This is a genomic window from Kitasatospora sp. LaBMicrA B282, from assembly GCF_050325825.1.
In the GTDB taxonomy this organism is placed as follows: Bacteria; Actinomycetota; Actinomycetes; order Streptomycetales; family Streptomycetaceae; genus Kitasatospora.
In genome coordinates this window covers 1-22,746 of sequence record NZ_JBNQTI010000024.1, presented here as the reverse complement: position 1 = coordinate 22,746, position 22,746 = coordinate 1, and the positions used below count along the sequence as shown (strand labels likewise).

Genomic DNA, 22,746 nt, shown 5'->3' with positions numbered 1-22,746 from the left:
CTCGAGCGGGGGCACGGGGTTGCGGGGTTCCATGGTTCCGGTCCGGACGGTCGCGGACACGCTGCGGCTGCACGCCGGGCAGCGGCCCGACGCGCCGGCCTACGCCGACCAGCGACGATCCGTCGGTTACGGGGAGCTGGCGCGGTCCACGGCCCGGCTGGCGGGCCACTTCGCGGAGCTCGGCATCGCCCCCGGCAGTCGTGCCGTGGTCTGCCTCGGCAATCGGGTCGAAATGGTCGAGACCTGTCTGGCCGTGACCCGGGCGGAACTCGTCGGAGTACCGCTCAGTCCATATTCGAGCGGTCCCGAGCTAGCCTTTGTGATCGACGACTCCGAAGCCGCGCTGGTGATTGTCGAAAAGGCGCACTTCGAGCGGTTGGCGGAACTCGGCGAACTGCCCGCCGGGCGCCACTTCGTCATTCTCGCGGACGCCCCGGAAACGGTGACCGAAAGCCATTCGGTACACGCTTACCGGAGATTGTCCGGCAGCGAACCGGGAATGGCCGCGCGGGACGGTCTGGGGCTCGACGAGCCGGCCTGGATGCTCTACACCTCCGGCACCACCGCTGCGCCCAAGGGCGTGGTCTCCACCCAGTACGCCGGCATGTGGTCGGCCGCCAACGGCTACGCCGCCGTGCTCGACCTCGGCCCCGCCGACCGGCTGCTCTGGCCGCTGCCGCTGCACCACAGCTTCGCGTTCAACCTCTGCGTCCTCGGCGTGCTGACCGCCGGCGCCGCCGTCCGGATCGTCCCCGACCTGGCGCCCGACCGGGTGGTCGAGGAACTGCGCGGCGGCACCCACACGGTGGTGGCCGCCGTGCCGACGATGTGCCACTTCCTGCTCGACCTGGCCGCGGACCAGTTGGACCTGCGCGGCCTGCGGGCCTTCCTGGTGGCCGGCGCGGTCACCGGCGCCGCGCTCGGCGCGCGCTTCCAGGCGGCGTTCGGCGTCGAACTCGTCGACAGCTACGGCAGCACCGAGACCACCGGGGTGATCACCTGCAACCGGCCGGACGGCCCCCGGGTGCCGGGTTCCTGCGGTCGCCCGGTACCCGGCGTCACGGTCCGGATCACCGACCCGGCCACCGGCCGCGAGCTGCCGGCCGATGCCGAGGGCGAGATCTGGGTCGACAGCCCCAGCCTGATGACCGGCTACCACCGCGCGCCGGAGCGGACCGCCGAGGCCTTCCGCGATTCCTGGTACCGGACCGGCGACCTCGGCCGCCAGGACGCCGACGGCTTCCTGACCATCACCGGCCGGCTGAAGGAACTGATCATCCGCGGCGGCGAGAACATGCACCCCGCCGAGATCGAGGACGTGCTGCGCGAGCACCCCGCCGTCGCCGACGCCGCCGTGCTGGGCCGCCCGCACGACACCCTCGGCGAGGTGCCGGTCGCCTACCTGGTGCCGAAGCCCGGGCGGCCGCTGCCGGTCGCCGAGCTGGTGACCCGGCTGCGCGAGCGGCTGGCCCACTTCAAGGTGCCGGCCGAGCTGCACCGCACCGACCGGATCCCGCGGACCGCCTCCGGCAAGATCATCCGGCGACAGGTCGGCACCGCCGGCTCCCGGCTGCTGGCCACCACCGGCACCCATCACGGCCGACTGCGCGCCGTTGCCGTCGTCGCCGCCGACGCCTCCGAGGTCGACGCTGCTGCGGTCCCGCTGCCCGCGACCCTCCCGCCCGACGACCGCAGCCCGCTGCACGCCACCGCCGTCCTGCTGCGCGCCCAACCCGGCTGCGCCACGGTCGCCGAGGCACTCGCCGCCCACCTCGCCGCCGCACACGGCTGCGCCGAGGTGACCGTCGAACTCCGCGAGCCCGTCGCCGGCGAACCGTTGCCCGCCGCCGTGGTCGACGGCCAGGCCCTCGTGCTGCTCGCCACCGACCCGGCCCCCTTCGACGCGCTGGCCCACGCGGCGCGCGCGGCTGGGCGGACCGCCGTCTCGCTCGGCGCCGCGCCGGACTTCCCGGCCCGCGCGCTCTGCGACGCGCTGGACGCGGCGCTGCTCGAAGCCGCCCCCGCCGTACGGGTGCTGGACGCCGACGCGCCCGCCCTGACGCCAGGCGGCACCGGGGTGCCCGACCCCGCGCAGGCCGACCGGCTACGGCACGAGCTGCGCGACCTGCCCGACCGCGAGCGCGAACGGCGTCTGCTGGCCCTGGTCGCCGCGGCCTGCGCCGAGGTCCGGGGCCGCGCGGACACCGAGCCGCTCGACCCGCGCCGCTCCTTCCGCGCGCTCGGCTTCGACTCGGTGGCCGCCGTGCGCCTGCGCACCCTGGTGCAGCGCGCGACCGGACTGCCGCTGCCGGCCTCGCTCGCCTTCGACCACCCGACCCCGGCGGCCGTGGCGGCCTGCGTCCGGGACCTGCTCTTCGACCGCGTCGACGGCGACCGGCCGGCCGGGCCCGAACAGGCCGCGGTCCGGACCGACGACGATCCGGTGGTGATCGTCGGGATGGCCTGCCGTTACCCGGGTGGGGTGCGGTCGGCGGACGAGCTGTGGCGGCTGGTGGCGGACGGGGTGGACGCGGTGGGGCCGTTCCCGGCCGACCGCGGCTGGGACCTGGCCAACCTCTTCGACGCCGACCCCGACCTGGCCGGCACCAGCTACGCCACCCAGGGCGGATTCCTGGACGGGGTGGGGGAGTTCGACGCGGAGTTCTTCGGGATCTCGCCGCGGGAGGCGTTGGCGATGGATCCGCAGCAGCGGCTGCTGCTGGAGACCTCCTGGGAGCTCTTCGAGTCCGCCGGTATCGACCCGGCCACCCTGCGCGGCACCCGCACCGGCGTCTTCGCCGGCCAGATGTACCACGACTACGCACTGCGCCTCACCGAGGAGCCGGGGGTCGAGGGCTACCTCAGCACCGGCCTGGCCGGCAGCGTGCTGTCCGGGCGGTTGTCGTACTTCTACGGGTTCGAGGGGCCGGCGCTGACGGTGGACACGGCGTGTTCCTCGTCGTTGGTGGCGCTGCACCTGGCGGTGGAGTCGCTGCGGCGCGGTGAGTGCTCGCTGGCGCTGGCGGGTGGCGTCGCGGTGATGGCCACGCCCACCTCGTTCGTGGACTTCTCGCGGCAGCGGGGGTTGTCGGGGGACGGGCGGTGTCGGGCGTTCGCGGCGGGTGCTGACGGTACGGGGTGGGGGGAGGGGGTGGGGTTGTTGTTGGTGGAGCGGTTGTCGGAGGCGCGGCGGTGGGGGCATGAGGTGTTGGCGGTGGTGCGGGGGTCGGCGGTGAATCAGGACGGGGCGTCGAACGGGTTGTCGGCGCCGAACGGTCCGGCGCAGCAGCGGGTGATCCGGGCGGCGTTGGCGGGTGCGGGGTTGTCGGCGGCCGAGGTGGATGTGGTGGAGGCGCATGGGACGGGGACGGCGTTGGGGGATCCGATCGAGGCGCAGGCGTTGTTGGCGACGTACGGGCAGGGTCGGGAGGCTGGTCGGCCGTTGTGGTTGGGGTCGGTGAAGTCGAATCTGGGGCATACGCAGGCGGCGGCGGGTGTGGCGGGTGTGATCAAGATGGTGTCGGCGTTGCGGCACGGTGTGTTGCCGCGGACGCTGCACGTGGATGCGCCGTCGCCGCACGTCGACTGGTCGGCGGGGGCGGTGGCGTTGCTGACGGAGGAGCGGGCGTGGTCGGCGGGTGGGGTGCCGCGGCGGGCGGGGGTGTCGTCGTTTGGGATCAGCGGGACCAATGCGCACGTGATCCTGGAGGAAGCGCCCGATCCCGTGGTCGCGGAGCTGGTCGCGGAGAGGCCTTTGGCGTTGCTGCCCGTCCTGCTCTCGGCTCGCACACCGGCCGCCGTGCGGGCTCAGGCCACCGCCTTGCACGACTTCCTGGCCGAGCGCCCCGAACTCGCCCCGGCGGACGTCGCGTTCACCCTCGCCACCGGGCGCTCGGCCCTGGAGCACCGGGCCGCGATCGGCGCGAGCGACCGGGCGGAGCTGCTGCGCGGGCTCACCGACCTCGGCTCGGGGACCGTGGCCGGTAGCGGGGTGGTCCCTGGTACACGGACGGCGTTCCTGTTCACGGGGCAGGGGTCGCAGCGGGTGGGGATGGGGCGGGGGTTGTACGAGGCGTTTCCGGTGTTCAGGGATGCCTTCGATGTGGTGTGTGTGGAGTTGGACCGGTACTTGGGTGGGTCTGTGCGTGGGGTGGTGTTCGGCGAGGATGCGGCGTTGCTGGATCGGACGGTGTGGGCGCAGGCGGGGCTGTTTGCCTTGGAGGTGGCGCAGTTCCGGCTGTTGGAGTCCTGGGGTGTGCGGCCGGATGTGTTGCTGGGTCACTCGATCGGTGAGGTCGCCGCAGCGCATGTCGCGGGGGTGTTCTCGTTGGTGGATGCGGCGCGGTTGGTGGCGGCGCGTGGGCGCTTGATGGACGCGCTGCCGGCGGGTGGCGCGATGCTCGCGGTGGCGGCCACTGTCGAGGAAGCCGACGGGCTGCTGGTCGGGCGGACCGGTTCGGTGGGTCTGGCGGCGGTGAACGGCCCCCGCTCGGTGGTCCTGTCCGGTGCTGCACATGCCGTCGAGGAGATCGAGCAGCAGGCTCGTGAAGCAGGTCACCGGGTCAAGCGCCTGTCGGTCAGCCACGCCTTCCACTCGCCACTGATGGAACCGATGCTCAGCGAATTCCACGCTGTGGTCGCAGAATTGACGTTCAATCAACCAGAGCTCCCAGTGATCTCCAACGTCACCGGCGAGCTCGCCCAGCAGCTGACCCGACCCGACTACTGGGTGCGCCACGTCCGGCAGGCCGTCCGCTTCCACGACGGCCTGCGCGCCGCGCAGGAGTTCGGCGTCGGCCACTTCGTGGAACTCGGTCCGGACGCGGTGCTCACCGCGCTGGCCGGGGAGGCCTGCGAGGGCTCGCGAGCGGTGTCCCTGCTGCGCCGCGACCGCGAGGAGCAGCACACCCTCGCCGCCGCCCTCGGCGACCTGTTCCGCTGGGGCACCGAGGTCGACTGGTCGGCCTGGTACGCAGGCACCGGCGCCCGCCGGGTCACGCTGCCCGGCTACCCGTTCCAGCGTGCGCGCTACTGGCCGGCGACGCCGATGAAGGGAGCCGCCGCGAGCCCGACCCCGGCCGCGGACCTGCTCTACCGGATCGCCTGGGAGCCGCTCGCCGCGCTGCCCGAGCCGGCGGAGCTCGGCACCTGGCTGCTGGTCACCGACATCGAGGACGCACTCACCGCGGACTGCCGCGCCGCGCTCGGCGACCGGGCCGCGCACCTGGCGGTCACGGGCGGCGCAGCCGACCGCGCCACCCTGGCGGCGCGCCTCGCCGCGAGTCTGGCTGCGGCGTCGGACAGCGCCGCGGAGCCGCCGACCGGTGTGCTCGCGCTGCTGCGCGGTGCGGCGGTGCCGGTCACGGCCCTGGTACTGCTCCAGGCCCTGGGCGACCTGGCGGACGCACCCCCGGTCTGGCTGGCCACCCGCGGCGCGGTCGCGGTCGGCGACGAGGAACCGGTCAGCACCGAGCAGGCGCAGCTCTGGGGACTCGGCCGGGTGGCCGCCCTGGAGGCGGCCGCCGGCTGGGGCGGGCTGGTGGACCTGCCCGAGCGGCTGGACCAGGCCGGTGCCCGGACCCTGGCCGCCCTGCTGGCCGGCGCTGCCGTGCCGGACGGCCGTCCGGGCGAGGACGAGGTCGCCCTGCGCCCCGCCGGGGCCTACGCCCGCCGCCTGGTCCGGGTCACCGACCTCGCGGAGGCCACAGCGCCGCAGACCGCGCCGGACGCAGCGCCGGACGGTCCGCAGCCGTGGACCCCGACCGGAACCGTCCTGATCACCGGCGGCACCGGGGCGCTGGGCGCCCAGGTGGCCCGGTGGCTGGCCGAGCGCGGCGCCCACCACCTGCTGCTCACCAGCCGGCGCGGCCCGCAGGCCCCGGGCGCGGCGGAGTTGACCGCCGAGCTGGAAGGCCTCGGCGCCCGGGTGACCGTCGCGGCCTGCGACGTCGGCGACGAGCGGGCGGTCGCCGGGCTGCTCGCCGGGATCCCGTCCGAACTTCCGCTGACCGCCGTGGTGCACACCGCCGGGGTACTGGACGACGGCGTGCTCGGCACCCAGACCGCCGAGCGGTTGCACCGGGTGCTCGCCGCCAAGACCGACGGCGCCCGCCACCTGGACCGGCTGACCCGCGACCTGCCGCTGACCGCCTTCGTGCTCTTCTCCTCGCTGGCCGGTGTGGTCGGCGCCGCGGGCCAGGCGAACTACGCGATGGCCAACGCGGCCCTGGACGCGCTCGCCGAGCAGCGCCGCCGCGCCGGGCTGCCGGCCACCGCGGTGGCCTGGGGTGCCTGGGACGGCGCGGGGATGGCCGCCGGCGACCCGGTGGTGCGCGAGCGGCTGCGGCGCACCGGCTTCCGCCCGATGCGGGCGCCGGTCGCCCTGCGGGCGCTCGACGCCGCGCTGCGGCACGGCGCGGCGGCCGTGCTGGCCGCCGACATCGACTGGGAGCGCTATGCGCAGGCCCACGCAGCAGCGGCCCGGCGCCCGCTGCTGCGCGCCCTGCTCAGGCCCTCGGCCGCCGCCGAGCCGACCGGCCCGGCGCTGCGGCTGGCCGGCCGCCCGGCGGCCGAACAGCGGGCCGCGCTGCTGGAGTTGGTCCGTGGTCAGGCCGCCGAGCTGCTGATGCACCGGTCCGGCGCGGACATCGACCCGCAGAAGCCGTTCCGCGCGCTGGGCTTCGACTCGCTCGCCTCGGTCGAACTGCGCAACCGGCTGGCCGCCGCCTCGGGGCTGCGGCTGCCCGCCTCACTGGCCTTCGACTACCCGAGCCCGACGGTGCTGGCGGACTTCCTGCAGCAGGAGCTGTTCGGTGCGGCAGCGGCCCCGACCCCCGCCACGGAGGGTGCCGCACCGGTGGACGCGGCCGATCCGGTGGTGATCGTCGGGATGGCCTGCCGCTTCCCGGGTGGGGTGCGGTCGGCGGACGAGCTGTGGCGGCTGGTGGCGGACGGGGTGGACGCGGTGGGGCCGTTCCCGGCCGACCGCGGCTGGGACCTGGCGAACCTGTTCGACGCCGACCCCGGCGTGCCCGGCACCACCTACACCTCCGGCGGCGCGTTCCTGGCCGGGGTGGGGGAGTTCGACGCGGAGTTCTTCGGGATCTCGCCGCGGGAGGCGTTGGCGATGGATCCACAGCAGCGGCTGCTGCTGGAGACCTCCTGGGAGCTCTTCGAGTCCGCCGGCCTGCTGCCCGGCGAGCTGCGCGGCAGCCGGACCGGCGTCTTCGTCGGGTCGAACGGCCAGGACTACACCGCGCTGGTCGCGCAGTCCGCGGAGAACCTGGAGGGCCACCTCGGCACCGGCGGCGCGCTGAGCGTCGCGTCCGGGCGGTTGTCGTACTTCTACGGGTTCGAGGGGCCGGCGCTGACGCTGGACACGGCGTGTTCCTCGTCGCTGGTGGCGCTGCACCTGGCCGCGGAGTCGCTGCGCCGCGGCGAGTGCACGCTGGCCGTGGTCGGCGGGGTGACCGTGATGTCGACTCCGAACGCCTTCGTGGACTTCGCGCGGCAGCGGGGGTTGTCGGGGGACGGGCGGTGTCGGGCGTTCGCGGCGGGTGCTGACGGTACGGGGTGGGGGGAGGGGGTGGGGTTGTTGTTGGTGGAGCGGTTGTCGGAGGCGCGGCGGTGGGGTCATGAGGTGTTGGCGGTGGTGCGGGGGTCGGCGGTGAATCAGGACGGGGCGTCGAACGGGTTGTCGGCGCCGAACGGGCCGGCGCAGCAGCGGGTGATCCGGGCGGCGTTGGCACAGGCTGAGTTGACGGCTGGTCAGATCGACGTGGTGGAGGCGCACGGGACGGGGACGGCGTTGGGGGATCCGATCGAGGCGCAGGCGTTGTTGGCGACGTACGGGCAGGGGCGGGAGGCTGGTCGGCCGTTGTGGTTGGGGTCGGTGAAGTCGAATCTGGGGCATACGCAGGCGGCTGCGGGTGTGGCGGGTGTGATCAAGATGGTGTCGGCGTTGCGGCACGGTGTGTTGCCGCGGACGCTGCACGTGGATGCGCCGTCGCCGCACGTCGACTGGTCGGCGGGGGCGGTGGGGTTGCTGACGGAGGAGCGGCCGTGGCCGGCGGGTGGGGTGCCGCGGCGGGCGGGGGTGTCGTCGTTTGGGATCAGCGGGACCAATGCGCACGTGATCCTGGAGGAGGCGCCTGATCCGGCGGTCGCGGGGGTGGGCGGCGAGGGGGCGGCGGTGTTGCCCGTGCTGCCTGCGCTGCCCGTGGTGCCCGTGCTGCTCTCGGCGCGGAACGAGGCCGCCCTGCGGGCGCGGGCCGACCGCTTGCGCACACACCTGGCGGAACGGGCCGACCTCACTCCGGCGGCGGTGGCCCGGAGCCTGGCGGGGCGGGTCACGCACTTCGCCCACCGGGCGGTCGTGACTGCGGCGAGTCGGGAGGAACTTCTCGCTGGTCTGGTCGATGTGACTGGTCGTCAGGGTGGGAAGCCGGGGAAGCTGGGGTTCCTGTTCACGGGGCAGGGGTCGCAGCGGGTGGGGATGGGGCGGGGGTTGTACGAGGTGTTCCCGGTGTTCAGGGATGCTTTCGATGTGGTGTGTGTGGAGTTGGACCGGCACTTGGGTGGGTCCGTGCGTGGGGTGGTGTTCGGCGAGGAGGCGGAACTTCTCGACCGGACGGTGTGGGCGCAGGCGGGGTTGTTTGCTTTGGAGGTGGCGCAGTTCCGGTTGCTCGAGTCGTGGGGTGTGCGGCCGGATGTGTTGCTGGGTCACTCGATCGGTGAGGTTGCGGCGGCGCATGTCGCGGGGGTGTTCTCGTTGGTGGATGCGGCGCGGTTGGTGGTGGCGCGGGGTCGGTTGATGGATGCGTTGCCGGCGGGTGGGGCGATGCTGGCGGTGGCGGCTTCGCCGGAGGAGGCGGAGGCGCTGCTGGCCGGGCACGCCGGTGCGGTGGGTCTGGCGGCGGTGAACGGGCCGCGGTCGGTGGTGCTGTCGGGCGGTGAGGCGGCGGTCGAGGAGGTCGAGCAGCAGGCTCGTGCGGCGGGTCACCGGGTGAAGCGGCTCTCGGTCAGCCACGCGTTCCACTCGCCGTTGATGGACCCGATGCTCGCCGAGTTCCGCTCGGCCATCGCGGAGTTGACGTTCCACGAGCCCAGCATCCCGGTGGTCTCCAACGTCACCGGCGAGCTCGCGGAGGAGTTGACGCAGCCCGACTACTGGGTGCGTCACGTCCGGCAGGCCGTCCGCTTCCACGACGGCCTGCGCGCCGCGCAGGAGTTCGGCGTCAGCTGCTTCGTCGAGCTCGGTCCGGACGCGGTGCTCACCGCCCTGGCCAAGGGCGGCCTGGACGACATCGCCGCGACTGCGCTGCTCCGCCGCGACCGCGACGAGCCGCGCACCCTCGCTGCCGCGCTCGGTGACCTGTTCTGCTGGGGCATCGAGGTCGACTGGGCCGCCTGCTTCGGCCCCGGCCCGGTCGCCGCGGGCCTGCCCGGCTACCCGTTCCGCCCGGACCGCCACTGGCCGCGGCCCCGCCCGGCCGGTCTGCCCCAGGCCCCGGACGCCCACCCGCTGATCGGGACGGCGATCCGCCGCGCCGACGCCGACGAACTGCTGTTCAGCGCGCGGCTCTCGGTGCGCACCCACCCCTGGCTGGCTGACCACGTGGTGAACGGCACCGTGATCCTGCCCGGCACCGGGTTCGTCGACATGGCGCTGCACGCAGGGCAGGAGGCGGGCAGCCCGAGGCTGGCGGAGCTCACCGTGCTGGCGCCGCTGCGGGTGGCCGCCGAGGCGGCGGTGGACCTCCAGGTCGTGGTCCGGCCGGCGGACGAGGACGGGCGGCGCACGGTGACCGTCTTCGGGCGCCCGGCCGGTGTGGCGGGTACGGCGGATGACTGGACCGCGCACGCCGCCGGGATCCTCGGCGCGGAGCGGCCCGAGCCGCCCGCCGCAGTGGCGAGCTGGCCGCCGGCGGGCGCCGAGCCGGTGGACCCCGCAGCCGTGTACCAGCGGGCCGCGGGCATGGGATTCGCCTACGGCCCGGCCTTCCAGGGCCTGCGGGCCGCCTGGCGGCGCGGTGACGAGGTCTTCGCCGAGGTGGCCTTCCCACCGGCGGCGGAGGCGGCCGCAGCGCAGGAGCCGGAACGTTTCCGCTTCCACCCGGCCCTCTTCGACGCAGCCCTGCACACCGGTTTCGTCGACTCGCCCGGCTCCTCGGACACCGCAGGCCGGCTGCCCTTCGTCTGGCAGGGCGTCACCGTCCACCGGCCCGGTGCCGCCACGGTTCGGGTACGGCTGCACCGGACCGGGCCCGACGAACTGGCCCTGCACGTCTCGGACCCGACCGGCGCGACCGTCGCGGTGGTGGAGTCGCTGACCCTGCGCCAGGTGCGCCCGGCGGAGCTGGGGGGCCCGGCCGACCCCCGAGCGGCGCTGCTCGCGCCGGCCCTGGCCCCGGCGGACCCCGCGACCGTGCCGCTGGACGGCCCCGTCGCCCTGCTCGGCGCCGCCGGGCCCGCGTTGGCCGCGCCGCTGGCCGCCGCCGGGCTGGTGGTCGAGCGGCACCGCGACCTGGCCGCCGTGCTCGGCGCGGCGCAGCCGCCCGCGGCGGTGGTCCAACTGCTGGACCTGGACGACGGGCCCTGGGCGGGCGGCGATGTGGTGGCGCCCACCCCCCAGGCGGACGACGGCGGATCGGGGACGGGCCCCGGCACCGAGGAGCCGGTCGAGCACGCGCTCGACGCCGTCTGGCGGGTGGCGAGCCTGCTGCGGGAGTGGATCGGCGGCGAGCTGTATCCCACCGCCCGGCTCACCCTGGTGGTGCCCGCGACGCCGGGCACCACGGCGGGCGCAGTCCGGGCGATGCTGCGCACCGCGCAGTCCGAGCACCCGGGCCGGATCCAGGTGGTCGAGCTGGACGACGACCACGCGGCATCGCCGGCCGCGCTCGCCGCGGCGCTGCCACTGGCGGCGCGCGAGGTCGTGGTGCACGAGGGGCGGCTGCTGACCCCGCACCTGGTGCCGGCGGAGGCTGCTCCCGCGGTCCCGGGGGAGCTCGCCCCCGCTCTCCCAGCCGAGGCCACTCCGGGCATCCCGGCGGAGCCCGCTCCTGTCCTCCCGGCCGACCCCGTCCTGGCTCTCCCCGCGGAGCCCGCCCCCACCCCACCGCTCCCCGCCGCCGCCCGCCCCTCCGCGGGTTCGCCGCTGGGCGCCGGCGTGGTGCTGATCACCGGCGGGACCGGCGGGCTCGGTGCAGTGCTGGCCGAGCACTTGGTCCGGCACCACAACGCACGCGATCTGGTGCTGCTCAGCCGAGGTGCCGACGACCCGCGGCACGCCCCGATCGCCGAGCGGCTTCGGGCGCTCGGTGCCCGGGTCACCCTGGCGGCCTGCGATGTCACCGACCGCGCGGCGCTGGTGGCGCTGGTGGCGGGGCTCGGCCCGGACCGGCCGCTGACGGCGGTCTTCCACACCGCGGGCCTGGTGGACGACGCACCTCTCACCTCGCTCGACCGGGAGCAGTTCGCCCGCGTCCTGCGGGTGAAGGCCGCCGGGGTGCTCGCCCTGCACGAGGCGACCGCCGGGGCGGACCTGGCGGCCTTCGTGCTCTTCTCCTCGGCGGCCGGTGTGCACGGCAGCCCCGCGCAGGCCAACTACGCGGCGGCCAACGGCTTCCTGGACGCCTTCGCGGAGTACCGCCGCACGCTCGGCCGGCCGGCCCTGGCGCTGCAGTGGGGGCCGTGGGCCGAGCAGCGGGGCATGGTAGGCCGGGTCGGGGCGGCGGCGCTGGCCCGGATGGCCCGCCAGGGCACCGTGCCGATGTCCAACGAGGAGGCGCTGGCCCTGCTCGACCGCGCGCTGGACGCGCCGGGCGCAGCCACCCTGGTGGCCGTCCGGCAGTCGGCACCGACCCCGACTCACCCGACCGCGCCGACTCACCCGACCGAGCCGACTCACCCGGCCGCGCCGGCCGCCAGCCCGGACCGTTCGGCACAGCCGCAGCCCCCGGCCGACGGCCCCCCGCTCCTGCAGCGTCTCGCCGGCGCCGACCCGGCGCACCGCCGCCGGCTGCTCACCGACCTGGTGCTCGCCGCCACGGCCGCCGTGCTGGGGCACCGCGGCGGCGAGCAGGTGTCCGGCGAACGGTCCTTCCGCGAACTGGGCCTGGACTCGCTCGCGGCGATCGAGCTGCGCAACCGACTCGGTGCCGAGACCGGCCTACGCCTCTCGCCCACCCTGGTCTTCGACTTCCCCACCCCCGCGGCCCTGGCCGGGCACCTCGACGAGGGGCTCGGCGAGGCGCCCGACGTGCCGGCGCAGCCGGTGATCCGCGGGCTCGACGAACTGGAGGCACACCTGCGCGTGGCCGCCGCCGACTCGGCGACCGGCCGGTACGCCGAGCAGCGGCTGCGCGCGCTGCTGGCCCAGCTGGGCGGCAGCCCGACGAAACCCGATGTCGACGACGACGTCACCGACGAGGAGCTGTTCGACATCCTCGACGGGGAGATCGGGATCTGACCGGCCGGTCCGGCCGACTCCCGGAGGACAACTGATGGCTCATATCGCTTTCTTCAGCGTGGCCGCCCACGGCCACGTCTCGCCGACCCTCGGCATCGTCGAGGAACTGGTCGCGCGTGGCCACCGGGTCACGTACTTCACCACCGGGGAGTTCGCCGAGCCGCTGCGCCGGCTGGGCGCGGAGGTGTGCCGCTACGACCTGGCCGCCGCGGCCGGCGGCTCGCCGCGCGCGTTCGCCGACAACGACCCGAGCGCGCTGCCGCTGTTCTTCCTGCACGGCAGCGCGGAGCGGATCGCCCTGGCCGAGCGGCAGTTCGCCGGCGGCCGACCGGACCTGGTGGTCTACGACAACACGGTGCCGTTCGCCGGTCGCGCGCTGGCCCGCCGCTGGGGGTGCCGGGCGGTGCAGTTCTTCCCCAGCCTCGCCTCCAGCCGCGGCTACGCGCTGATGGACGCGATGCTGGCGCGCACCGGGCGGTCCGCGGCGCACGCCGCCAACAGTGCCCAATTCGACCGGCGACTGGGCGCGTTCCTGGCCGAGGTCGGGCTGGCGGGCACCTCCGCCGCGGAGTTCATGGACTTCGAGGAGGAGCTCAACCTGGCTTTCCTGCCGCGCTCCTTCCAGCCCGAGCAGGCCGCGTTCGGTCCGCACTACCGCTTCGTCGGCCCCAGCCTGGGCGGCCGGGAGGCGCAGGGCAGCTGGCAGCGCCCGGCGGACGACCGCCCGGTGGTGCTGGTCTCGCTGGGCACCGTCTTCAACCGGGCGACCGAGTTCTACCGCAGCTGCCTGGCGGCCTTCGAGGGCAGCGAGTTCGCGGTGGTGATGTCGATCGGGGCGCGGACCGACCCGGCGTCCCTGGGCACCCTGCCCGCCAACGTCGAGGTGCACCGGAGCGTGCCGCAGCTGTCGGTGCTGGCCCAGGCGGCGGCCTTCGTCTCGCACGGCGGCATGGGCAGCACCATGGAGGCGCTCGCGCTGGGCACGCCGATGGTGGTGGTGCCGCAGATGGTCGAGCAGGAACTGATCGCGGACCGAGTGGTCGAGTTGACCCTGGGGCAACGGCTCGACCCGGCGGCGATCACGCCCGCCGCCCTGCTGGCGGCGGTGCGCACGGTCGGCCGGGATCCCCGGATCGCCGACCGACTGGCCCGGATGCGCCGCGAGCTGCGCGCCGCGGGCGGCGCCGCAGCGGCCGCCGAGGCGATCGAGGAGCACCTGGGGCACCCGGGACGGATCCACGGGCACCCGGGACGGCCGGCCCGAGAGGCGGCGGGGCGTGACACGGCGGCCCGAGCGGTGACGGCCGGAGAGCTGACGGCCCGTGACACGGCGGCCCGCGACACGGCAGCCCGGGACCGGGCGGGACGAGAGGTGGCGAGATGAGCACGGCGGAGGTCCTGATCGTGGGCGGCGGAGCGGTCGGCTCGCTGCTCGCCTGCGACCTGGTGCAGCAGGGGGTGCCGGTCCGGCTGGTCGACAGCAAGCCGTCCCTGGCAGAGAGCGACCCGCACTCGCGCGCGGTGATGATCTGGCCGCGGGTGCTGGAGCTGCTGGAGAAGACCGGCATCACGGCCGAGCTGGTGGCCCGCGGCCGGCCGGCGCACGACGTCAGCTTCTTCGCCGGCGGCCGGCGGCTGGGCACCGTGCCGCTGGGCGGCCTGGACACGCCCTACCCGTTCGGCCTCGGCATCGTCCAGCGCGAGCTGGAGGACCTGCTCTGGGACCGGCTCGCCGAGCTGGGCGGCCGGGTCGAGTGCGGCACCGAGCTGATCGGCCTCGACAACACCGGCCCGCTGCCCCGGGCCACCCTGCGCCACCGGGACGGCCGGGTCGAGGAGGTGACGCCGCAGTGGCTGGTCGGCGCCGACGGCGCGGGCAGCGCGACCCGCCGCCTGCTCGGCATCGGCTACCCCGGGCTGCCGTTCCCGGTGGGCATCGCGCTCGGCGACTTCCCGATCGAGGGGCCCGCGGTCTCCGGGGTGGAGTACCACTACGGGCCCACCGGCCTGCTGCCGCTGGTCCACCTGCCCGACGGGATCTGCCGCCTCGCCACCATCGTGCCGCCCGGCGAGGCGGACTGGTCGGCGCGCCCGCTCGCCGACTGGCAGGCGATGGTCGAGGACCGGGCCAGCCTGCCGTACCGGCTGGGCGCACCGCTGTGGACCCGCACCTACCACCCGCGCCCGGGCGTCGCCGAGCGGTTCCGCGCCGGTCGGGTGCTGCTGGCCGGGGACGCCGCGCACAGCGTGGTGCCGCTCGGCGGCCAGGGCCTCAACCTCGGCCTGCAGGACGCGTTGAACCTGGGCTGGAAGCTGGCCGGCGTGGTCCGCGGGCGGTGGGACCAGGCCCTGCTGGACGGCTACGACACCGAGCGGCGGCAGGCGGTCGAGCAGGTCCGGGCCGTGATCCGGACCGAGATGGAGCTGTCCGCACCGCCGAGCCCGCAGGCCGCCGCCGAGCGGGACGCGGCGATCAGCGCCGCCGAGCGCTCCGGCTTCCTGCGCGCGGTGGCCGCGCCGCTGATGAGCCAGCTCGCGCTGAGCCACGCCCCGCTCGACGGGCCGCTCTGGCGGGTGCCGCTGCGCCGCCGCCCGGCGGTCGGCGACCGGGTGCCGCTCTGCCACGCCACCCGCCGGGAGCCGGCCGAACCGCTGCTGGACCAGGCGGAGCACCTGGCCCTGCTCTGGCCGGGCGAGCGGTGCCCGGCGGACTGGCGCGGCACCGTCGACCACGCCCGCCGCACCCTGGCGGACCGGGTCGCCACCCACGACCTCGGCACGCTCGGCGCGGCCGGACGCGGGCGGCTGCGCCGCAGCCTCGGCCCGGATCCGCTGCTCGCCCTGGTGCGCCCCGACGGCCATCTCGCGCAGCTCACCGCAGTCGACCGCCCGCAGGACTGCCTCGACCACCTCGACCAGCTGCATCGGCTCGACCAGTTCCAGCGGCTCGACCAGCCCCATCGGCTCGACCGGTCCGACCCGCTCGACCGGCGCCCCGCGGCGCCCAGCGGCCGGTCCCCGGTTCCCAGCGTGAAGTGAGTGAGACCGTGCGGACCCTGCTGATAGACAACTACGACTCCTACACGTACAACCTGTTCCACCTGCTCGGGCAGGTGAACGGCGCCGAGCCGGTCGTGGTCACCCATGACGAGGCACAGCTGCCCGACCTGGACCGGTTCGACAACATCGTGATCTCGCCCGGCCCCGGCCACCCCGCCCGGGCCCGCGACTTCGGGCTCTCGGCCCGGGCGCTGGACCAGTGCGAGCTGCCGGTGCTCGGGGTCTGCCTCGGGCACCAGGGGCTGGCGATCTCCGCGGGCGGCAGCGTGGTGCCCGCGCCGGAGCCCCGGCACGGCCGGCTGGCCCGGGTGACGCACGACGGCGACGCGTTCTTCGCCGGCATCCCGCGGGAGTTCGGTGCCGTCCGCTACCACTCGCTCTGCGTCGCCGAGCCGCTGCCGGCCGAGCTGGTGGCCACCGCCCGGGCCGAGGACGGCGTGATCATGGCGATGCGGCACCGCCGGCTGCCACGGTGGGGCGTGCAGTTCCACCCGGAGTCGATCGAGACCGAGTTCGGGCTGCGGATGATGGCGAACTTCCGCGACCTGACCCGCGCCCACGGCGGCCGACCCGTGGTCCCGCCGCAGCGCGCCGGCCGGCCCAGCACCCGACCGGAACCGACTCCGATCGCCGCCGAGCCGGTGGCCGACCGGGTCCACTACACCGTGCACCTGCGCGAACTGGACCGCGCGGTGGACACCGAGGCCGCCTTCGAGCGGCTGTACGCCGGCGCGGCGCAGGCCTTCTGGCTGGACAGCGCCCGGGTCGAGCCGGGCCTGTCCCGGTTCTCCTTCCTCGGCGACGCGAGCGGCCCGCTGGCCGAGACGGTGCGTTACCGGGTCGGCGAGCAGGTGGTGATGGTCGACGGCGCCAGCCCGACCACCCACGCCGAGTCGGTCTTCGACTACCTGAAGCGGGAGTTGGCCCGCCGGGTGGTCGACGCCCCGGCGCTGCCCTTCGACTTCACCGGCGGCTACGTCGGCTACTTCGGCTACGAGCTGAAGGCCGACTGCGGCTCCCGGAACCTGCACACCGCCGAAACCCCGGACGCCGTCTGGCTGTTCGCCGACCGCTTCGTGGCGGTCGACCACGAGCGGGACCGCACGTACCTGCTGGCGCTGGCCGCCGACCCGGCTACTGGCAAAGCGGCCGACCGGTGGCTGGCGGAGACCGCCGCCGCCCTGGCCGAACTGCCCGCCCCGGCCGCCGGGGCCCCGACCACCGCCGCGGCGCCGGTCGGCGCGGGCTCGGTCGAGCCGTTCCTGGCCAAGCAGCGCGAGCGCTACACGGCCGAGGTGCGGGCCGGCCAGGAGTACCTGCGGCAGGGCGAGAGCTACGAGATCTGCCTGACCAACGTCGCCGAGGTGCCCGCCACCGAGGGGAGTTGGAGCACCTACCGGCGGCTGCGCCGGATCAACCCGGCCCCCTACGCGGCCTACCTGCGGCTGGACGGGGTCACCGTGGCATGCTCCTCGCCGGAGCGCTTCCTGAAGATCACCCGCGACCGGGTGGCCGAGGCCAAGCCGATCAAGGGCACCGCTCCGCGCGGCGACACACCCGCCGCCGACGCCGCGATCCGCCTCGAACTGGTCGCCAGTCCCAAGACCCGGGCCGAGAACCTGATGATCGTCGACCTGCTGCGCAACGACCTCGGCCGGGTCTGTGAGTTGGGCAGCGTCGAGGTGCCGGTGCTGATGGCCGCGGAGAGCTACGCCACCGTGCACCAGCTGGTCTCCACCATCCGCGGCACGCTGAAGGCGGGCCACGACACCGTCGACTGCGTGCGCGCCTGCTTCCCGGGCGGTTCGATGACCGGCGCGCCCAAGCTGCGCACGCTGCAGATCATCGACTCGCTGGAGCAGCGGGCCCGCGGCATCTACGCCGGCTCGATCGGCTTCCTGGCCTGCAACGGCAGCGCCGACCTGAACATCGTCATCCGCACCATGGTCCGCACCGGCGACCGCTGGCAGCTGGGCGCCGGTGGGGCGATCGTGCTCGACTCCGACCCCGACGAGGAGTACGACGAGATGCTCCTCAAGGCCGACGCGCCGGCCCGGGCGCTGCGCACCCCCGAACTCCAGGCCGTCCTGCCCGCCGCCACGAACGGAAGTGACCTCGCATGAGCCCGCAGACGCCCGTCGACGTGACGGCCCTGATCGCCGCGATGACGCTGGAGGAGAAGCTCTCCTTCGTGCACGGCGGCGACGACCCGGAGCGGCTGGGCCAGTCGGGTTACCTGCCCGGGGTGCCGCGGCTGGGCATTCCGCCGGTGCGGATGACGGACGGCCCCGCCGGGGTGCGGATGAAGCGCAGGACCACCACCGCGCTGCCCGCCCCGATCGCGCTCTCCTGCGCCTTCGACGACGAACTCGCTTACCGCTACGGCGAGTTCCTCGGCCACGAGGCGCTCGCCAAGCGACAGGACGTGCTCATCGGTCCCATGCTCAACGTGCTCCGCCAGCCCTACGGCGGGCGCAACTTCGAGCTGTACGGCGAGGATCCGCTGCTGGTCACCGCGATCGGCACCGCCGTGGTGCGCGGCATCCAGGCGCAGGGCGTCATCGCGATGCCCAAGCACTTCGCCGCGAACAACCAGGAGGAGAACCGGATGGCCGTCGACGTGCGGGTCGACGAGCGCACCCTGCGGGAGCTCGAACTGCCCGCCTTCGCCGCGGTGGTGGCCGCTGGGGCCGGCGCCCTGATGGGCGCCACCAACAGCGTCAACGGCGACTTCAGCTGCCAGAACCGGCCGCTGCTCACCACCCTGCTGCGCGAGGAGTGGGGCTTCGAGGGCTGGGTGATGTCCGACTGGGACGCCGTGCACGACACCGCGGCGATCGAGCGCGGCCTCGACCAGGAGATGCCCGACGGCAAGCACCTGGGCGAGCCGCTGGCCCGGGCGATCGCCGAGGGCCGGATCGAGGAGAAGGTGCTGGACCGCTCGGTCGCCCGGATCCTCGGCCAACTGGCCCGGTTCGGCCGGCTGGACGGCGCCGCGCGCCCGGCCGTCGAGCGCGACCCGGAGCGCGGCCGGGCGCTGGCCCTGGAGGTGGCGCAGGCCGGCTCGGTGCTGCTGCACAACCCGCGCGGCGTGCTGCCGCTGAGCGAGCAGCGGCTGACCGGCCGGGGGCTGGCGGTGATCGGGCACGCCGCCGAGGTGCCGAAGAGCGCCGGGGTGGGCAGCGCGCTGGTGGTGCCGGAGAGCTCCCGCACGCCGCTGGAGGTGCTGCGCGAGCGCCTGGGCGCCGACCGGGTCGCCTACCGGGTCGGCGAGGACCCGGCCGGGCGCCCGATCCCGGCCGACGCGCTGCAGCCGCCGTTCCGCGAGGGTGCGGTGCCGGCCGGCCCGTCCACCGAGCCGGACTACTTCTACCGGGGCGTGCTGACCGTGGCGACCCCCGGCCGCTACCGGATCGCGGTCACCGCGCTGGGCGGCTACGCGGCGATCGACCTGGAGGGCCACCCGCGGGTCTTCGCCGGCAGCTCCTTCGGCGACACCGCCGGCCTGACCGTCGACCTGGAGCCGGGCGCCTACGAGCTGGTGCTCTCGGCGCTGCCGATGCCGGCCAACCCGGTCCACCTCACCCTCGGCTGGGTCACCCCGCAGCAGGCCGAGGAGGACATCGCGGCAGCCGTCGAGGCGGCCCGCGGCGCCGAGGCCGCGCTGGTCTTCGTCTACGACGAGCTCGCCGAGCTGATCGACCGCCCCGCGCTCGGCCTGCCCGGCCTGCAGGACACCCTGGTCACCGAGGTGGCCAGGGCCAACCCGAACACCGTGGTGGTGCTCAACACCGGCTCCTCGGTGCTGATGCCCTGGCACGACCTGGTCGCCGGCGTCCTCGACGTCTGGTACCCGGGCGAGATGGGCGCCGAGGCCACCGCCGCGCTGCTGTTCGGCGACGTCAACCCGAGCGGCAAGCTCACCCAGTCCTTCCCCGCGGACGCCGACCACCACGCGGTCGCCGGCGACCCGCTGCGCTACCCGGGCGCCGACGGGCGGGTGGAGTACCGCGAGGGGATCCTGGTCGGCTACCGCTGGCACGACCGGACCGGCCACCGGCCGCGCCACCCCTTCGGCCACGGCCTCAGCTACACCGACTTCGGCTACCGGGACCTGGAGCTGACCGCCGACGGCCGGAGCCTGCGGGTCGAGTTCACCGTCCGCAACACCGGCGCGCGGGCCGGGCGGGAGATCGCCCAGGTCTACCTCGGCGCGAGCCCCGAGGTCGGCGCCGAGCAGGCCCCGCGGGCGCTGGCCGGCTACACCACGGCCACCCTGGCGCCCGGCGAGAGCGCCCGGGTCCGGGTCGAGCTGCCGCCCCGCTGCTTCGAGTACTGGGACGCGGGCACCCGCAGCTGGACGGTCGGCCCGGGCCGCCGCACCGTGCAGGTCGGCGCCTCCTCCGCCGACCTGCGGCTGACCGCGGCGGTCACGGTGGCCGCCACCGGCGAGGTACGGCCGTGAGCACGGCCGCCGCCGCGCCGCGCCGGACCCCGGTCTGCATCATCGGGGCCGGCCCGGCCGGCCTGCTGCTGGCCCGGCTGCTGCGGCTGAGCGGCATCGAGTCGGTGGTCCTGGAACGGCGCTCCCGGGAGCACGTGGCGCGGCGGGTGCGCGCCGGCCTGCTGGAGCAGGGCACCGTGCAGACCCTGCGGACGGCCGGGGTCGGCGCCCGGCTGGACCGCGAGGGGCTGGAGCACCACGGCTTCCGGTGGCGGCTGCCGGACGGCTCCGCGCACCGGATGCCGTTCGCCGAACTGTGCGGCGCCTCGGTGTGGATGTACGGCCAGCAGGAGGTGGTGAAGGACCTGCTGGCCGCGCACACCGCCGAGCAGAGCCTGTACTTCGGCGTCGAGGACGTGCGGATCGCCGAACTGCGGCCCGACGGCGCCCTGGTGCGCTGCACCCTGGACGGCCGGCTCACCGAGATCGCCTGCGACTTCGTCGCCGGCTGCGACGGCTTCCACGGGGTCAGCCGCCCCGCGGTGCCGGCCGGCGAGCTGACCGGCCACCGGCTCGACCACCCGGTGGCCTGGCTCGGCGTGCTGGCCGCCGCCCCGCCGCTGTCGCCCGAGCTGATCTACGCCGTCAGCGACCGCGGCTTCGCGCTGCAGAGCATGCGGTCGCCCACCGTCAGCCGGCTCTACCTGTCGGTGCCGCCCGGCGAGGGCGTCGACCACCGCACCGACGCGGAGATCCGGCAGGAGCTGGACCGCCGGCTCACCGGCGGCGCGGGCACCCTGCCGACCGGCCCGATCCTGGAGCGCGTGCTGGTGCCGCTGCGCAGCTTCGTCGCCGAACCCATGCAGTACCGCCGGCTCTTCCTGGTCGGCGACGCGGCCCACATCGTGCCGCCGAGCGCCGCCAAGGGCCTCAACCTGGCCGTCGCCGACGCCCGGCTGCTCGCCGAGGCCCTGGACGGCTGGTACGCGCACGGCCGCCGCGAGCTGCTGGACGGCTACTCGGCCACCGCGCTGCGCCGGGCCTGGCAGGGCCAGGAGTTCTCCGCCGCGATGACCGCCCTGCTGCACCCCACCCCGCAGGAGTCCGCCTTCGACCGCCGGCTGCGCGGCGCGCGGTTCGAACGGCTGCTCTCCTCCACCGCCGAGGCCACCGCCTTCGCCGAGCAGTACACCGGCCTGGCCCGCCGCTGAGCCCGCCCGCCGGCCGTTCCCCTGATGGACCCAGAGCCTCGAACGACCCAGAGCCTCGAACGACCTTGAGCCTCGAACGACCTTGATCGACTGGAGTTCGGACGTCATGACCGACGAAGAGAAGCTGCTCGACCACCTCCGCTGGGTGACGGCCGAACTGCACCAGACCAAGCAGCGGTTGCAGGCGGCCGAGACCGCCGAGCCGATCGCGGTGGTGGCGATGAGCTGCCGCTACCCCGGGGGCGTGCGCACCCCCGAGGAGCTGTGGCAGCTGGTGCTCGACGGCCGGGACGCGGTCGGCCCGTTCCCCACCGACCGTGGCTGGGACACCGCGGCCGCCTACCACCCGGACCCGGACCACCAGGGCACCAGCTACGTCCGCGAGGGCGGCTTCCTGGCGGGGGCGGGCGAGTTCGACGCGGCCTTCTTCGGCATCCCGCCGCGCGAGGCGCTGGCGATGGACCCGCAGCAGCGGCTGCTGCTGGAGACCGCCTGGGAGGCCGTCGAACGGGCCGGCATCGACCCGGTCACGCTGCGCGGCACCCGCACCGGCGTGTACGTCGGCGTCATGCACCACGAGTACGCCTCGCGCCTGTCCGTGCTGCCCGAGGGCGTCGAGGTGTACGCCGGCAGTGGCAACGCGGGCAGCGTGGCCTCCGGCCGGATCTCCTACACCCTGGGCCTGGAGGGGCCGGCGGTCACCGTGGACACCGCCTGCTCCTCCTCGCTGGTCACCCTCCACCTGGCCGCCCAGGCGCTGCGCCAGGGCGAGTGCACCCTGGCGCTGGCCGGCGGCGTCACCGTGATGTCCACCCTGGACCTCTTCGTCGACTTCAGCCAGCAGCGCGGGCTGGCCGCCGACGGCCGCTGCAAGCCGTTCGCGGCCGCCGCCGACGGCACCGGCTGGGGCGAGGGGGCGGGCCTGCTGTTGCTGGAGCGGCTCTCCGACGCGCAGGCCAACGGGCACCCGGTGCTGGCGGTGATCCGCGGCTCGGCGGTCAACCAGGACGGCGCGAGCAGCGGCCTCACCGTGCCCAACGGCCCCGCCCAGCAGCGGGTGATCCGCCAGGCGCTGGCCCAGGCCGGGCTGACCGCGGCCGAGGTCGACGCCGTCGAGGCGCACGGCACCGGCACCACCCTGGGCGACCCGATCGAGGCCCACGCACTGCTCGCCACCTACGGCTCGGAGCGCGGCGCGGCGGCCCCGCTCTGGCTCGGCTCGGTCAAGTCCAACCTCGGGCACACCCAGGCCGCGGCCGGCGCGGCGGGCGTCATCAAGATGGTGCAGGCGCTGCGGCACGGCGTGCTGCCCCGGACCCTGCACGTGGACCGGCCGACCGAGCAGGTCGACTGGTCGGCGGGCGCGGTGCGGCTGCTGACCGAGCGGACCGCCTGGCCGAGCACCGGGCGACCGCGCCGGGCCGCGGTCTCCTCCTTCGGGATCAGCGGGACCAACGCGCACCTGGTGCTGGAGCAGGCACCGGAGGCGGGGCCGCCCGGGGCGCGCGCCGAACGGGCGGCCGCGCCGCTGGTGGCGCTGCCGCTGTCGGCGCGCAGTC

6 protein-coding genes and 1 pseudogene are annotated in these 22,746 nt (G+C 75.3%); all 7 read left to right on the top strand.

Annotated features, from left to right (window positions below):
• The first annotated feature begins 31 nt into the window (after nt 1-31).
• Complete coding sequence (locus ACQRUO_RS09720; protein WP_428315364.1) at nt 32-12,472, top strand: SDR family NAD(P)-dependent oxidoreductase; 12,441 nt, start codon at nt 32-34, stop codon at nt 12,470-12,472.
• A 34-nt stretch (nt 12,473-12,506) separates the two neighbouring features.
• Nucleotides 12,507-13,856, top strand: a complete 1,350-nt coding sequence (locus tag ACQRUO_RS09715; protein WP_428315363.1) for a macrolide family glycosyltransferase — start codon at nt 12,507-12,509, stop codon at nt 13,854-13,856.
• Nucleotides 13,853-15,511 carry an FAD-dependent oxidoreductase gene (locus ACQRUO_RS09710; RefSeq protein WP_428315362.1) on the top strand — a complete coding sequence of 553 codons (1,659 nt, stop codon included), beginning with the start codon at nt 13,853-13,855 and terminating at the stop codon, nt 15,509-15,511. Before ACQRUO_RS09715 ends, ACQRUO_RS09710 begins: the two co-directional genes overlap by 4 nt.
• Entirely contained in the window at nt 15,508-17,655 is a 2,148-nt protein-coding gene (gene pabB, locus ACQRUO_RS09705; RefSeq protein ID WP_428315361.1) for an aminodeoxychorismate synthase, read from the top strand. The genes ACQRUO_RS09710 and pabB overlap by 4 nt, the downstream gene beginning before the upstream one ends.
• Nucleotides 17,652-19,997 carry a beta-glucosidase family protein gene (locus tag ACQRUO_RS09700; RefSeq protein ID WP_428315360.1) on the top strand — a complete coding sequence of 782 codons (2,346 nt, stop codon included), beginning with the start codon at nt 17,652-17,654 and terminating at the stop codon, nt 19,995-19,997. Before pabB ends, ACQRUO_RS09700 begins: the two co-directional genes overlap by 4 nt.
• Nucleotides 19,994-21,187: a 4-hydroxybenzoate 3-monooxygenase gene (locus ACQRUO_RS09695; RefSeq protein WP_428315359.1), complete on the top strand. Its 1,194-nt coding sequence runs from the start codon at nt 19,994-19,996 to the stop codon at nt 21,185-21,187. The genes ACQRUO_RS09700 and ACQRUO_RS09695 overlap by 4 nt, the downstream gene beginning before the upstream one ends.
• A gap of 148 nt (nt 21,188-21,335) precedes the next feature.
• Nucleotides 21,336-22,746, top strand: a pseudogene (locus tag ACQRUO_RS09690) (type I polyketide synthase); the annotation flags it as partial.

Bases quoted from the DNA above. Each gene is read 5' to 3' on its own strand.
- ACQRUO_RS09720 (WP_428315364.1), top strand. From the start codon at position 32: ATGGTTCCGGTCCGGACGGTCGCGGACACGCTGCGGCTGCACGCCGGG.
- ACQRUO_RS09700 (WP_428315360.1), top strand. From the start codon at position 17,652: ATGAGCCCGCAGACGCCCGTCGACGTGACGGCCCTGATCGCCGCGATG.
- ACQRUO_RS09715 (WP_428315363.1), top strand. From the start codon at position 12,507: ATGGCTCATATCGCTTTCTTCAGCGTGGCCGCCCACGGCCACGTCTCG.
- ACQRUO_RS09710 (WP_428315362.1), top strand. From the start codon at position 13,853: ATGAGCACGGCGGAGGTCCTGATCGTGGGCGGCGGAGCGGTCGGCTCG.